Here is a 14,169-nt window from a genome sequence, read left to right on the forward strand (position 1 = left end):
AAAAGAAAGATTGAGAAAACGTTAGCTTAATTATATAATGAAGTTATAAATCAAGAGCTTACATATTTTAACAACGGAAAGGAGACTTTGTATGAAATTAAATTTAAAAAAGATACTGTTGTTGGCAATGGTTTTGAGTTTAAGTTTGTCAATTATGGTTGGATGCTCAAAAAAAGAAGATGAAGTTTTAAAAGCTAAGATAGGTATATCTTGGGCAGCTGATGAAATTGACGAAGACACTCAACTTTACGCAGATGCAGTTAAAAAAGCCGGAGGAGAGCCTATATTTTTAAAACAATTTACAAATGACGAAGAAGCAAAAAAAGCTATTGAAGAAGTAGATGCAGTTATAATTACTGGCGGAGATGATTTGAATCCTGCTCTTTACAATGAAGAACCTCATCCAAATTTAGAGGATATAAATCCGACAAGAGATATTTCAGATGTGGCACTAATCAAAGCTTGTTTAGAAGCTGATAAACATACATTGGCTACTTGTAGAGGTATGCAATTAACCAATATATTATCAGGTGGAACTCTATATCAAGATATAATCACTCAAAGACCAACTGAAATAGTACACAGAGACCCTAATAGAGAAGTATTTGTAAAACATGAAGTTACAATTGTTCCAGATACACTTTTACACAAGATTATTGGACAAGATGGAGCTATAGAAGTAAATTCATGGCACCACCAAGCTATAAAAGATTTAGGTGAAAATTTAGATGTAGTTGCTACAGCAGCTGATGGAACTATCGAAGCAATTGTAAGAAATGACAAAACTTATTTTATTGGTTTCCAATGGCACCCAGAAGATTTAATAATAAATGATAAAGATGAATTTGCATTGAAGATATATCAAGATTTTATTAATCAAGTGAGTCCGGAAAAAGAAACTAAATAATTAGCTGAATAGCTCTTGATTGAACTTGTAAATATGTAGAATAAATTCTATGTGAAAATAAATTGCCCGAAAAATTAATCAGATTTTATTATCTTAAGTTAGATTAAATAAAAATAATTAGAAAAACAATAAACACTCTCCTTAAGTTGAATTAAAGAGAGTGTTTTAAATTATTTTATTCTGATTTGGTGGTAAACTTTTTACCTTTTTTAATCATCATTCTGCCTTCTTCGTCAAAATTAGCAAGAGTTATAATTGTCTTAGGGTCAGTAACTTTTTCGTCATCAATTGCAATACCGTTTTGTGTAACAAGTCTTCTCGCTTCTGAGTTTGAGCTTGTAAGTCCTGTTTCATTTAGAAGATTTAAAAGTCCTTTACCTTCTTCAAATTCGGATTTGTCATATTCTGTGAAAGGAACATTTTCTAAATCTGCTCCACCACCGAAAAGAGCCTTAGAAGCTTGACGAGCTTCATTTGCAAGTTGTGTTCCGTGTACATCTTTAACAACTTCATAAGCTAGGAGGTCTTTTAATTCATTTAATTGAGAACCTTCATAGCTTTCATATTTTTCAATTTCTTCCATAGGTAGAAGTGTTAGAAGTTTTAAGAATTTTATTACATCTCTGTCATCTGTATTTCTTAGGTATTGATACATTTCATAAGGAGTTGTCTTTTCTGGGTCAAGCCAAATAGCGCCGCTAACTGTCTTGCCCATTTTAATTCCTGATGCAGTAGTCAATAATTTGAATGTCATTGAGTAAACTTTGTCTTCTTCAAGTTTTCTAACAAGTTCGTAACCACCTAACATATTTGACCATTGGTCACTTCCTCCAAGTTGTAATTTACATCCGTGTTCTCTGTAAAGATGTAGGAAGTCATAACTTTGCATCAACATATATCCAAATTCAAAGAATGTAAGTCCACGTTCCATTCTATTTTTATATGCATCAAATGTAAGCATTCTATTTACGCTGAAATGAACTCCAATTTCTCTCATGAAGTTAAGGAAATTTAAATTTAAAAGCCAATCAGCATTGTTTGTAAAGATTGCTTTTTGGATTCCATTTTCAGGGTCTCCTTCAAAATTTATTAATTTGGAAAGTTGTTTTTTAAAACATTCTGCATTGCGGTCGATGTCTTCTTTAGTAAGTAACTTTCTCATATCTGTTTTTCCGGAAGGGTCTCCAATCATAGTAGTACCACCACCAAGAAGGGCGATAGGTCTGTGGCCGAATTTTTGCATGTGTTGCATAACTCTAACTTGTAGGAAGTGTCCCAAAGTTAATGAGTCAGCTGTAGCATCAAATCCTATATAGAAAGTTACACTTTCTTTTCCCAATAATTCTTTTAATTCTTCAGCATAAGTTGCTTGGTCTATAAAACCACGTTGTTCAAGCAAGTCATATACATTAGTTTTGTTTTCCATTTTTCCTCCTAAATTAATTTAAAGTTAATTTAAATTTATATTGACTAGCGAAGATTTAAGTATAAAATATTATTCAAACTATATAAAATAAATTTTATTCTTAAGCTATATAAATTTAGATAATAAAAAAACCACATGCATATAAAAGGACGCTTTCGTGGTACCACCTTTTTTCGCTTGTAGCCTCAATACTGTTTAAGCACAGTTGCCTTGGACTCCGGTATTGTAATTCGGCGCTAAGCTTACTGGGTACCATCTGTCCATATTTACTTGTCTATAAATATAGCTCATATAAAATAAATTGTCAACCCAATAAGCATACATCAATAAAATTAGATGTGCAATAGACTAATGTATGGTAATATATTTATGGAGGGGTTACTGCAATGAATGTACTTTTATATAAAGAAGACTATGATGTTGTAAAGGACTCAGGCGTAGGAAAGGCGATAAAGCATCAGGAAAAAGCCCTTAGTGAAGCAGGGATCAATTACACAACAGATATAAAAGATAATTATGATATAGTACATATTAATACAGTGTTTCCAAAATCGTACATATTTACAAAAAAGTGTAAAAAGAAAGGAATACCTGTAGTTTACCATGCACATTCAACAGAAGAGGATTTTAAAAACTCTTTTATGTTTTCAAACCAACTTGCACCTTTTTTTAAGAAATGGCTTATAAAATGCTACAACAATTCAGATTTAATACTAACACCTACTGAGTATTCTAAGGAATTACTACAAAAGTATAATTTAAAGAGTCCAATTGAAGTTATTTCAAATGGAATTGATTTAAATTTTTGGAAAGCTAAACCATCTGACAGAAGTGTTTTTGATGAACAATATAACACTTTGGGTAAGAAGGTAATAGTTTCAGTGGGGCTATACATAAAGAGAAAAGGCATATTGGATTTTGTTGAACTTGCAAAGAGAATGCCGGAATACGAATTTATTTGGTTCGGATATACTGACCCAAAACTACTACCTCAAGAAGTAAGACAAGCAGTAAACGTAAAACTTCCAAATTTAAAATTTCCAGGTTATGTTTCAAGTGAAGAACTGAGACTCGCATACAGTGCTTCAGACTTATACTTTTTCCCCACATATGAAGAAACAGAAGGTATAGTACTACTTGAAGCGTTAGCTACTGGTACAAATGTCTTGGTTAGGAGTATTGATATTTATAGTAGTTTGAAAGATGGAGAACAGGTGTATAAGGCAAGTTCTGTTGATGAATTTGAGGTTAAAATAAGGGGTATTTTAACTGGAGAGTTGCCAAACATTTCAAAAGCAGGGTATAAATTCGTAGAGGATAAGGACATAATAGAAATAGGTCGTAAGTTAGGTAAGTTATATGAGGAGGCACTAAGTGTTAGGAGTTGACTTAGTAAAGGTAGATAGGATAGAAAAGCTTCTAGAAAAGTTTGGAGATAACTTTTTGAAAAGAATTTTTACAAAAGAGGAGATTGAGTATATACAGAAAAAGCAAAAGAGCAAAAATACAGTTGCGGGGATGTATGCTTCAAAAGAAGCTGTTTCAAAAGCACTCGGTACTGGAATAGGAGAAGTTGGATTTAAAGAAATAGCAATTGAATACAATCCATATCCTAGAGCCAGAGTTGGAGAAAAAGTATTTGAACTTTCTATTTCGCATGACGGAGATTATGCAGTTGCAGTTTGTATGCTCAAGTAAGTTAGAGGAAAAGTTATGAACATTATCAAGAGAGGAGACATTTTTTATGCAGATCTATCTCCGGTTATAGGGTCTGAGCAGGGAGGTGTGAGGCCTGTAGTAATTATACAAAATGATGTAGGGAATAAATATTCTCCAACTACAATAGTTGCTGCAATTACATCTCAGCTTAATAAAGCTAAACTTCCAACTCATGTCAATGTAGATGCAAAAGGAGTGCCGTTGCCGAAAAATTCTGTAATACTTCTTGAGCAGATTAGAACTATTGACAAAAAACGTCTTCGAGAAAAAATAGGAAAGTTTAATGAAGATATTATGAGGGAAATAGATCATGCAATGAGTGTGAGTTTAAACATTCAAAAATAAATACATATTAAAGTGCTTCTCAAGAGAGAGGCCTTTTTTCTGTAAAAAATAAAGTAATCATAGTATAATGAAAAATATAAATTAATTAGTAAGAGGAGATATTATGCAAAAGCTGAATAGAGGATATATAATGTTAGGGCTTATATTATTATCTGTTGTTTTTTCAATGTATTTTGTAGTTGGAAGATACAGAGCGGAGGTACAGTATAAGGGATATGATGTAGTGGCTGACTACAATCAATTTTTAAAACTTTCTTATGAAAGTGGAGATTCGTCAATAGAATACTTTAAGAAGTTACAAAAAAATGGAGTAACTACAATTTCTTTAAATGAATACACTATTGATTCTATGAGAAAATTGCCAAATTCAAAACTTAGAACACAAATGATCGGACAAGATTTAGATATAAAGGGAAGCTCTGAAGAGTTGAACTTTATAATAAATGGCTTGGAAACTTTAAAACAACCTAGAAAGATTACAAAGATTTCAAAAGAAGAGATAATAGTAGAAGGAAGACCCGAAGATTTAGTGGGAAATCGTGTAGGAGCTTTTGATATAGAAGAAAAACGTATAGGTGATTTTAGTTATAAGAGTTCAGTTCTTGAGTATGTGGGATTGGGATATGATTTAAAATTAATAGAGGAATTAAAAGATAATGGGTTAAAAGTAAATTTAAGACCTAATTTTTATTCAAGAATTCAAGATCCTAAAAAGACAATGGAAAGATTTATTGGAGTAGTAGAAAAATATAACCCTGAACAAAAGTGGATTGTATTTTCAGGAACAGAATTTTATTCAAACAGATCTAAAGATAAATCAATTGATGAGGAATTTATAGACTTACTTAATAAAAATAATATGGCACTTGGACTGGTTGAATCTTCTAATCAAAGAGGACATACAGATTTAAAAGGCGTTAATAATGTAATTAAAAATGATAGAGTTAGAAAGTTTAGAGCTTTTACTACTTGGGATTACTTACAAGATAGATATGATTATCAAATTCCTCTACACAGAAATGGACAAGAGCTTACAAATGTGTATTATAGAGCTATTTCAGAAAGAAATGTAGCAGTGGTTTTCATTGCTCCTTACACAAAGGGAAATGAAATAATAACAGATCCACAAATGTATGGAAATGTATTACTTCCTTTAGCTGAAAGAATGGGACAAAAGGGATATACAGCAGGTGAAGTAAATCCAATTGGAACATGGAGTCCAAATAGACTGTTTAAAATACCTGTGGCGATAGGTGTGGTGGCAGCTGGAATACTACTTTTACAGATAATATTTAAATTGCCGGCTCTTGTTTCAGCTATACTTATGGGAATTGGAATTTTTACGTCACTTACATTTTTTGGACTTGGAATAAAAGAAAACCTGGGCAATTTGTTGTTTAACTTGGCGGCGATAGTAGTCTATCCGACACTAGCTCTTACAGTGATAATGGAAAATTATATGCTTGTGAAGAGAAGAAAAAATAGAGAAGTAAAGACTTTTAAAATTTATACTCATGGAATGTTATTGCTTTTAATAGCTATTTTGATAAGTATGATAGGAGCTTTAAACGAAGTTTCATTTTTGAGCGGAACAAATTATTTAGTAGAGCTTGTAGAATTTAGAGGAGTTAAAATTTCTCAAATGTTACCAATATTATTTGCATTTGTAATATATGCGGCATACATTGGTTTTGGGAGAACTGAAGAGACTGCTCCAAAAATACAAGTAAAAGAAATTAGAAATGTATTAAATATGGATGTAAAATTTTGGCAAGCGGGCCTTGCGGGAATGTTGTTGATTTTAGTTGCGATATTCTTGCTAAGAGGTGGGAACACCAACACTAAAATTCCAGGAATGGAATTACTTGCAAGAAACTTGATGGAAATATATCTACCAGTTAGACCAAGAACTAAAGCTATCTTAATGGGTTGGCCGGCAATAGTGCTTTTGATGTATATAGCATATAGAAAAAGAGCTGAAATAATGACACTTATATTGATACTTTTAGCTTCAATAGGTATGGCAGACATAGTAAATACTTTCTCTCATATAAGAACACCACTTTATATTTCATTTACTAGAGTTTGTGTGCAATATTTAGTTGTGGCACTTATAGCCTTAGTTTTTGTATATGTTGCAGAAGTTGTAAGAAAGGGGTACGACAAATACATTGGCAAATAAAATTTTGGTGTCCGGGTACTACGGCTATAACAACATAGGTGATGAAGCTATTCTAAAAGGTCTAGTAGACGGAATATCTGAGATTAGCGATGCTGAAATTGTGGTATTATCGAAAAATCCAGATTGGACAACGGAAAAATATGGAGTAAAAGCAGTAAATAGGTCTAAAATAACTGATATTCTAAAAAATATCAGCAGTACAGACATGCTTTTGTCAGGAGGAGGCTCACTTCTTCAAGATGTAAGTAGTAGTAAATCTATACTTTATTACCTTGGGATTTTGAAACTTGCTCAACTTATGAGAAAGAAAACTTTTATATATTCTCAAGGAATAGGACCTATTAGGAGAACTTTTAATAGATTTTTGACAAGAAAAATTTTAAATAAAGTAGATTATTTAAATGTTAGAGATAGACAAAGCGAAGCGTATTTAAGAGATTTAAATGTAAAAAGAGATGTTCAAGTAACGACAGACACTGTATTTGGAATAAAAAAACCGAGTTTGGACAAGGGAAGAGAAGTCCTTGATGGGCTAGGAGTTAGAAAAAATGCAGTAAATGTTGGAATGATAGTTATGAATTGGAAGAATTCAGGAGAGAGAACTATAGATGAATTTATAAAGACAATTGAACTCGTAAAGAGTGAAAGAGATGTCAATATAATACTGATTCCATTCTTTTACCATTTAGATTTAAAAATTGAAACTGAAATTTATGATAAAATAAAAGATAAATATGAAAATATATACTTGGCAGACCACTATTTACACGTAAATGAATATCTATCATTGATAGGGAATTTAGATATATGTGTGAGCATGAGGCTTCACGGGCTTATATTTTCGACACTTATGGGAGTTTATCCCATAGGAATTTCATACGACCCTAAAATTGACGGGTTTATGAAAGAATTAGATAGAGTACAAAACCACTATGTACAAAATTTCAAATCGGATGAGTTAGCCAAAGAAATTTTACAATCTATAGAAGATAGAGATGAACTTAAAAAAGAAATTAGTGGATATTTGCTTAAATTTGTAAAAAAGACCAAAGAGCACAATCAAAGGGTTTTGGAGGTATTAAATACAGAGCATGGAAAAGGTTAGTATATTTGGAGTTGAGGTTTTCAATGTAACTTTCGATGAAGCCTTTGAAAAGATTAAAGGTTTTTTGAAAGAAGATAGATTACACACCATAATGACTCCGAACACTGAAATTGTTGTGGATGCACGAGACAATCCTAAGATGAGAGACATAATAAATTCTGCGGACTTGGTTGTGGCAGATGGTATAGGGCTTATTTATGGCTCAAAGATGAAGAAGTTGCCGTTAAAGGAGCGTGTAACAGGGTTTGACTTATCTATAAAGATGATAGACCTTTGTAGAGAAGAAGGATACAGTTTGTTTTTACTTGGAACAAAACCCGAAATTGTAGAGCAAGCTTATAAAAATTTAAAAAAGATGAAAAGCTTAATATAGTTGGTTATCATGATGGATATTTCAAGGGAGCTCATTTGGGAATGGGAGACCATGAAGAAGAACTTAAAGTAATTGAACAGATAAATTCATTAAAACCTGATATAATATTTTTGGGTATGGGTTATCCTAAACAAGAACTTTGGATAGAACATAATAAGGGCAGATTGAATTCAAAAATTATAATAGGTAATGGCGGAGTTATAGACATACTTGCCGGAGTGAGTAAAAGAGCTCCGGAGGCGTTTATAAAGTTAAATTTAGAGTGGCTTTATAGATTGTTATCAGACCCAGCCAGAATAAAAAGACAAGTGGCAATACCTAAATTTTTGTATTCTGTAATAAAGGATAAGAATTCTGTAGTAGTAGGAGGAAAAAATGAACATAGAAACTAAAGCTATTAACACCATCAGATTACTTTCAGTGGACCAAATTCAAGCCGCAAATTCAGGACACCCTGGATTACCACTTGGAGCATCTCCAATGGCTTACACAATTTGGAAAAATATGAAGCACAATCCTAGTGACCCAAGTTGGATAAACAGAGATAGATTTATTCTTTCAGCAGGTCATGGTTCAAGTATGTTGTATTCATTACTTCACCTTTTTGGATATGGCCTTGAAATAGAAGATTTAAAGAACTTTAGACAACTTTCATCACGTACACCGGGGCACCCTGAGTATAAACACACAGTTGGTGTAGAGGCTACTACAGGGCCTCTTGGACAAGGTATATCTATGGCAGTTGGTATGGCAATGGCAGAAAAGCACATGGCCGCAATTTATAATAAAGACATTGAAGTTGTAGACCACCATACATTTGTAATATGTGGCGATGGAGATTTAATGGAAGGTATTTCTAACGAAGCTTCATCTCTTGCGGGAACTCTTAAATTATCAAAGCTTATAGTTCTTTACGATTCAAATGGAATTTCAATAGAAGGATCAACTGACTTAGCATTCTCAGAAGACGTTGCTTCAAGATATTTAGCACTGGGTTGGCAAGTTATAGAAGTTGAAGACGGAAACGACATAGAAGCAATTGCAGCGGCAATAGAAGAAGCTAAAAAAGATGAAAGGCCTTCACTTATAAAAGTAACTACAGAAATAGGATATGGCTCACCAAGAGTTGGAACAAGCAAAGCGCATGGAGAACCACTTGGAGCAGACGGAGTTTTAGAAACTAAGAAATTCTTAGAAGCTTCAGAAGAAGCATTCTACGTTTCAGAAGAAGTTAGAGCTCATTTTGAAGACATCAAAAAAGATTTACACTTTGAATACGAAAAATCAAACAGAGTAGAAGAGCTATATGCTGAAAAATATCCTGAAGAATACAAGAAACTTGTAGACTCAATGAATGGAAAATTTGATTTAGAAGTTTTGAATACAGAAGAACTTTACAAATTTGAAAAAGATATGGCGACTCGTGCATCTTCAGGAGTTGCATTAAATAGAATAGCTGAAAAATTTGATTTATTCTTTGGCGGTTCAGCAGACCTTGCGCCATCAAACAAATCAAATATAGATAAAGAAGAAAACTTTAGTGCGAAAAATCCAAAAGGACTTAACATAAACTTTGGAGTTCGTGAACACGCTATGGCGGCAATAGTAAATGGTATTATGCTACATGGAGGATTCAAATCTTATGGAGCAACATTCCTTGTATTTGCAGATTATTTAAAACCTGCTATCAGACTTGCTGCAATTCAAAATTTAGGCTCAGTGTTCATACTTACTCACGACTCTATCGGAGTTGGAGAAGACGGACCTACACATCAACCTATAGAACAACTTTCAATGCTTAGAAGTATTCCAAATCACATTGTATTTAGACCGGCAGATGCAGTAGAAGCGGCAGTAGGTTGGTCAGTTGCGCTGAACTCAAAATCAACACCTGTATCACTTATTCTTTCAAGACAAACTCTTAAGAATTTAGAAGGTTCATCAAGAGATGCGGCAAAAGGTGCTTATATAGTACAAAAAGAAACAAAAGAACTAAAGAAAATCATCATAGCAACAGGTTCTGAAGTTGAAATTGCAGTAGAAGCGGCAGATGAAGAAACAAGAGTTGTTTCAATGCCATCAAGAGAACTTTTTGAGGCACAAACTGAAGAATATAGAGAATCAATAATACCTAACAACGTTAGAAACAGAGTTGTAGTAGAAGCGGCAAGTTCTTATGGTTGGCATAAATATGCAGGAATTGACGGGAAACTTGTAACTATTGATGAATTTGGAACATCAGCACCTGGTTCAGAAGTGTTTAGGTATTTTGGAATAACTGCAGAAAACGTAAAAAGAGCACTTAAGGAGTTTTAAATAGTCGCCGAAAGGCGACTTTTTTACTAATATGAAGAGAATAAGAGAAATAGACTTAGTAAAGGGACTGGCAATATTTTTAGTTCTGATGATACACACAAATATATATATGGTTTCAGAAGACCTGATAAACTTTAAAATATTTTATGGTGCGCTATCAAGATGCGCAGTGCCACTATTTATGATGGCGAGCGGAGCTTTACTATATAGAAGAAAACCAACTTTTAAAAAGACCTTTAAAATGGTACTTAAACTGATATTTTTAATACTATTCTTTAACTTCGTATATAGGTATTGGGACGGTTGGTGGATGAATGACACCAGTATGGAAAATCTTATGAAGATTAATGAAAAATTTCATTTGTATTATCTCTACATTGCAGTTGTGCTTTTCATCTCAGCACCGGTAGTTTATAGATTAGTTTCAAATATGACTAGGAATGAATATAGATTTGCAATATTTTTATTTTTCCTAGGCTCAATAGTTGTGCCATATTTAAAAACTTTAAATCTAATTAAGAATCCATTCATTTTAACATACAGTTTGTCAATGAGTTACTCAACTATAGGTTATGCAATGATAGGACATTACATTTTTAAATATAAAGAAGATATACCAAGAGGTTTTTCAATATTTGGAGCATTTGCAATCTGGTATATGATTGATATTTTGATAGAAAATCCTACGGATGCAAATTTTGTAACATACTTTGAAATGGTAAATCCACTTAGCTTTATATATGCAGTTAGCGTATTTTTATTTGTGGTTAGGTCAAAGACAGATACAGAATTGAGTTTGCTATCAAATTCAACACTTTTTATATACACAACACATATATTAGTGCTTGAATATTTTCTAAAAGTTGGATTAATGCCTGAAGCATTTAAAGATTTTAAAGTAATTTATCCAATTATAATGAGTTTAATGATTATAGTACTAGAACTTGTACCATATAGCATTTATAATATAGTTAAGAAAAAGATTAAATAGGAGGAAAAATGATTTTAGTTGTTGATTTTGGAGGACAGTATAACCAACTTATAGCAAGAAGAATAAGAGACCTTAATGTGTACTGTGAAGTGGTTCCATATAGCAAGGCTTTAGAAGCTATCAAAGAAAAAAAGCCAAGTGGAATAGTTTTTACAGGGGGACCTAATTCAGTTTATGAAGAAGGAGCACCAAGCATAGAAAAGGAAATCTTTGAACTTGGAATCCCTATTTTGGGACTTTGCTACGGTATGCAACTTATGAGCCATGTACTTGGAGGAGAAGTAAAGGCTTCAACTGAAAGAGAGTTTGGAAAAACTGTTTTAAATATCTCTGATAATAAAATATTCGATGGCATAGAACAAGACTCTACAGTATGGATGAGTCACGTTGATAAAGTTGTTGAATTACCAAAAGGATTTAAGACAATCGCTAAGACAGACAATACAGAAAATGCTGCAATAGCAAATGATGAAAAGAAATTATATGGCTTCCAATTCCATCCAGAAGTTAATCATTCAGAATTTGGAACAGAGATGTTAAAAAACTTTGTCGTAAATGTTGTTGGTGAAAAACAAGACTGGACAATGGCAAATTATAAAACAACACTTATTTCTTCCATAAGAGAAAAAGTAGGAGATGGCAAAGTTTTACTTGCCCTATCAGGTGGAGTAGATTCATCAGTTGCAGCAGCACTACTTTCAGAAGCAGTTGGAGAAAACTTGACTTGTATCTTAGTTGACCATGGTCTGATGAGAAAGAATGAAGCTTTAGAAGTTGAAGAAGCTTTTAAAGATTCAGGAATGAACTTTATAAGAGTGGATGCAGAAGAAAGGTTCTTAAAGAGACTTGAAGGCGTTACAGACCCAGAAGACAAAAGAAAGGCAATTGGAGAAGAATTCATCAGAGTATTTGAAGATGAAGGAAAGAAAATCGGCTCAGTAGATTTCCTAGCTCAAGGAACAATTTATCCGGATATAATAGAATCAGGACTTGGAGATGCGGCAGTGATAAAGAGCCACCACAATGTTGGAGGACTTCCATCGGTTGTAGATTTTAAAGACATAGTAGAGCCACTTAGAATGTTGTTTAAAGATGAAGTGAGACAACTTGGTAGAGAACTTGGACTTAAAGACTATTTAGTAAACAGACAACCATTCCCAGGGCCAGGACTTGGAATAAGAGTAATTGGAGAAGTAACCAAAGAAAAATTAGATTTACTAAGAGATGCAGATGCAATCTTTAGAGAAGAAATTGCAAAAGCAGGACTTGACTCTGATATAAACCAATACTTTGCAGTTCTTACAAATAACAGAACAGTAGGAGTTATGGGAGACTTTAGAACATACGACTACACACTTGCTCTAAGAGCAGTTAAGACAACAGATTTCATGACAGCAGATTGGTCAAGAATTCCATACGAAGTTTTAGATAAAGTTTCAGTTAGAATAGTAAATGAAGTAAAACACATAAATAGGATTGTGTATGATATAACAAGTAAACCACCAGCAACTATTGAGTGGGAGTAAAACTCCCCTGTGTGGGAGTTTTACCAGAAAAATAGCCTATAAAATAAAAAGATAAAAATTATATACATGAGTAAAGTGGCTTATATCATTTGACAATTAGTGATTTGGGATATTTAATTTAATCTTAAGATTAGGTCAGGAAGCATACGGTGCCCTGGCCATTTTTTATGTTATAATACAAGTAATAAAGATTAAGCTAGAATAAGGAGGGGGTATATTGTCAAAAATTAAAAAAGATCAAATTTCAGCTAAAGGCTTTGATATTGAGGTTTACACAGAAGATTTTAAAAATGATTATATAAGTCTTACTGATATAGCAAAATATAAAAACAAGGAAGAACCTAATGTAGTTGTTTCAAATTGGATGCGAAACTATAATACAATAGAATATCTTGGCATTTGGGAGCAGTTAAATAATCCAGATTTTAACCCCCTCGAATTCGAGGGGTATTTAAAAAAGGCGGGTAGTAACGCTTTTACTTTATCACCTCAAAAATGGCAGAAAACCACTAATGCAGTAGGACTATTTGTAAAGTTGGGTAGATATGGAGGCACATATGCTCATAAAGATATAGCTTTTAAATTTGCTTCATGGATATCTGCAGAATTTGAACTTTATATAATTAAAGATTATCAAAGACTTAAAGAAGATGAAAACTCAAAATTATCATTAACTTGGAACCTGCATAGAGAAATATCTAAAATCAATTATAAAATTCATACAGATGCCATCAAAGAATATTTATTAAAAGACCTTACAGATGAGCAGTTATCATTTAAATATGCAAGTGAAGCAGATATGCTTAATGTGGCACTATTTAATAAAAGAGCAAAACAGTGGCGTGAAGAAAATCCTGACCTAAAAGGAAATATGAGAGACTATGCAAGTCTTAATGAACTATTAGTACTTGCTAATATGGAATCCTACAATGCAATTTTAATTGAAAAGGGATTAGAGCAAAAAGAAAGAATGATTGAACTTAGAAATCTTGCAAAGACCCAACTCGTATCTTTAGAAAAATTAAACCAATCAGATATAAAAAAACTACACAAGTAAAATTATTATAGAGTTTTCTCCGGTACTGGGACTGGTACGGGACTAAAAATTTGAAAACGCCCTATAATTAGGTGGATTTGGTGGTACATTAAAAAATAGAATCTAGTATTTTGGACGGTTTGGGATATATAGTACATTTGGAAAAGAAGAATGGGAATAATTAAATAATTTATTGAATATACAACTTAGAGAACCTTCCATTAAATTATGGGAGGTTTTTAT

At 32.7% G+C, this 14,169-nt stretch carries 12 protein-coding genes and 1 pseudogene; 12 read left to right on the forward strand and 1 reads right to left on the reverse strand.

Annotation, left to right across the window (positions count from 1 at the left end; genetic code table 11):
* Positions 1 to 91 precede the first annotated feature (91 nt).
* A complete protein-coding gene (locus HMPREF9129_RS04270) occupies positions 92 to 907 on the forward strand; it encodes a gamma-glutamyl-gamma-aminobutyrate hydrolase family protein (protein ID WP_004820714.1) in 816 nt (271 codons plus the stop codon).
* A 170-nt stretch (positions 908 to 1,077) separates the two neighbouring features.
* Here the strand turns inward: HMPREF9129_RS04270 and tyrS are convergent.
* Positions 1,078 to 2,333 (reverse strand): annotated as a pseudogene (gene tyrS / locus HMPREF9129_RS04275) (tyrosine--tRNA ligase).
* Positions 2,334 to 2,719: 386 nt separating this feature from the next.
* Between tyrS and HMPREF9129_RS04280 the strand changes: the two are divergent.
* From HMPREF9129_RS04280 to HMPREF9129_RS04325, 11 genes are all read left to right on the forward strand, one after another.
* A complete protein-coding gene (locus HMPREF9129_RS04280) occupies positions 2,720 to 3,721 on the forward strand; it encodes an LTA glycolipid anchor biosynthesis glycosyltransferase, IagA/BgsA family (RefSeq protein ID WP_004820717.1) in 1,002 nt (333 codons plus the stop codon).
* Positions 3,708 to 4,031, forward strand: a complete 324-nt coding sequence (gene acpS / locus HMPREF9129_RS04285; RefSeq protein WP_004820719.1) for a holo-ACP synthase — start codon at positions 3,708 to 3,710, stop codon at positions 4,029 to 4,031. Before HMPREF9129_RS04280 ends, acpS begins: the two co-directional genes overlap by 14 nt.
* A 15-nt stretch (positions 4,032 to 4,046) precedes the next feature.
* Entirely contained in the window at positions 4,047 to 4,397 is a 351-nt protein-coding gene (locus HMPREF9129_RS04290) for a type II toxin-antitoxin system PemK/MazF family toxin (protein ID WP_004820721.1), read from the forward strand.
* Between the two features lie 103 nt (positions 4,398 to 4,500).
* Entirely contained in the window at positions 4,501 to 6,579 is a 2,079-nt protein-coding gene (locus HMPREF9129_RS04295; RefSeq protein ID WP_004820723.1) for a DUF5693 family protein, read from the forward strand.
* Positions 6,569 to 7,684 (forward strand): polysaccharide pyruvyl transferase CsaB, encoded by a 1,116-nt coding sequence (gene csaB / locus HMPREF9129_RS04300; protein WP_004820727.1) that lies wholly within the window; start codon positions 6,569 to 6,571, stop codon positions 7,682 to 7,684. Before HMPREF9129_RS04295 ends, csaB begins: the two co-directional genes overlap by 11 nt.
* Positions 7,671 to 8,057 (forward strand): WecB/TagA/CpsF family glycosyltransferase, encoded by a 387-nt coding sequence (locus HMPREF9129_RS12260; protein WP_004820728.1) that lies wholly within the window; start codon positions 7,671 to 7,673, stop codon positions 8,055 to 8,057. The genes csaB and HMPREF9129_RS12260 overlap by 14 nt, the downstream gene beginning before the upstream one ends.
* Before the next feature lie 41 nt (positions 8,058 to 8,098).
* Positions 8,099 to 8,449: a WecB/TagA/CpsF family glycosyltransferase gene (locus tag HMPREF9129_RS12265; RefSeq protein WP_004820730.1), complete on the forward strand. Its 351-nt coding sequence runs from the start codon at positions 8,099 to 8,101 to the stop codon at positions 8,447 to 8,449.
* Positions 8,433 to 10,373 carry a transketolase gene (tkt, locus tag HMPREF9129_RS04310; RefSeq protein ID WP_004820732.1) on the forward strand — a complete coding sequence of 647 codons (1,941 nt, stop codon included), beginning with the start codon at positions 8,433 to 8,435 and terminating at the stop codon, positions 10,371 to 10,373. Before HMPREF9129_RS12265 ends, tkt begins: the two co-directional genes overlap by 17 nt.
* Positions 10,374 to 10,404: 31 nt before the next feature.
* Positions 10,405 to 11,364: an acyltransferase gene (locus HMPREF9129_RS04315; protein ID WP_004820733.1), complete on the forward strand. Its 960-nt coding sequence runs from the start codon at positions 10,405 to 10,407 to the stop codon at positions 11,362 to 11,364.
* 8 nt (positions 11,365 to 11,372) lie between these two features.
* A complete protein-coding gene (guaA, locus tag HMPREF9129_RS04320; protein ID WP_004820735.1) occupies positions 11,373 to 12,890 on the forward strand; it encodes a glutamine-hydrolyzing GMP synthase in 1,518 nt (505 codons plus the stop codon).
* A 217-nt stretch (positions 12,891 to 13,107) separates the two neighbouring features.
* Positions 13,108 to 13,947: a KilA-N domain-containing protein gene (locus HMPREF9129_RS04325; RefSeq protein WP_004820736.1), complete on the forward strand. Its 840-nt coding sequence runs from the start codon at positions 13,108 to 13,110 to the stop codon at positions 13,945 to 13,947.
* Positions 13,948 to 14,169: the final 222 nt, after the last annotated feature.

This window comes from Peptoniphilus indolicus ATCC 29427, assembly GCF_000227315.1.
Classification (GTDB): Bacteria; Bacillota; Clostridia; order Tissierellales; family Peptoniphilaceae; genus Peptoniphilus; species Peptoniphilus indolicus.

What these genes read in the sequence shown, in the direction of transcription:
- HMPREF9129_RS04270 (WP_004820714.1), top strand. Translation starts at nt 92, where the DNA reads ATGAAATTAAATTTAAAAAAGATACTGTTGTTGGCAATGGTTTTGAGT.
- HMPREF9129_RS04280 (WP_004820717.1), top strand. Translation starts at nt 2,720, where the DNA reads ATGAATGTACTTTTATATAAAGAAGACTATGATGTTGTAAAGGACTCA.
- HMPREF9129_RS04290 (WP_004820721.1), top strand. Translation starts at nt 4,047, where the DNA reads ATGAACATTATCAAGAGAGGAGACATTTTTTATGCAGATCTATCTCCG.
- HMPREF9129_RS04295 (WP_004820723.1), top strand. Translation starts at nt 4,501, where the DNA reads ATGCAAAAGCTGAATAGAGGATATATAATGTTAGGGCTTATATTATTA.
- HMPREF9129_RS12260 (WP_004820728.1), top strand. Translation starts at nt 7,671, where the DNA reads ATGGAAAAGGTTAGTATATTTGGAGTTGAGGTTTTCAATGTAACTTTC.
- HMPREF9129_RS12265 (WP_004820730.1), top strand. Translation starts at nt 8,099, where the DNA reads ATGGGAGACCATGAAGAAGAACTTAAAGTAATTGAACAGATAAATTCA.
- tkt (WP_004820732.1), top strand. Translation starts at nt 8,433, where the DNA reads ATGAACATAGAAACTAAAGCTATTAACACCATCAGATTACTTTCAGTG.
- HMPREF9129_RS04315 (WP_004820733.1), top strand. Translation starts at nt 10,405, where the DNA reads ATGAAGAGAATAAGAGAAATAGACTTAGTAAAGGGACTGGCAATATTT.
- guaA (WP_004820735.1), top strand. Translation starts at nt 11,373, where the DNA reads ATGATTTTAGTTGTTGATTTTGGAGGACAGTATAACCAACTTATAGCA.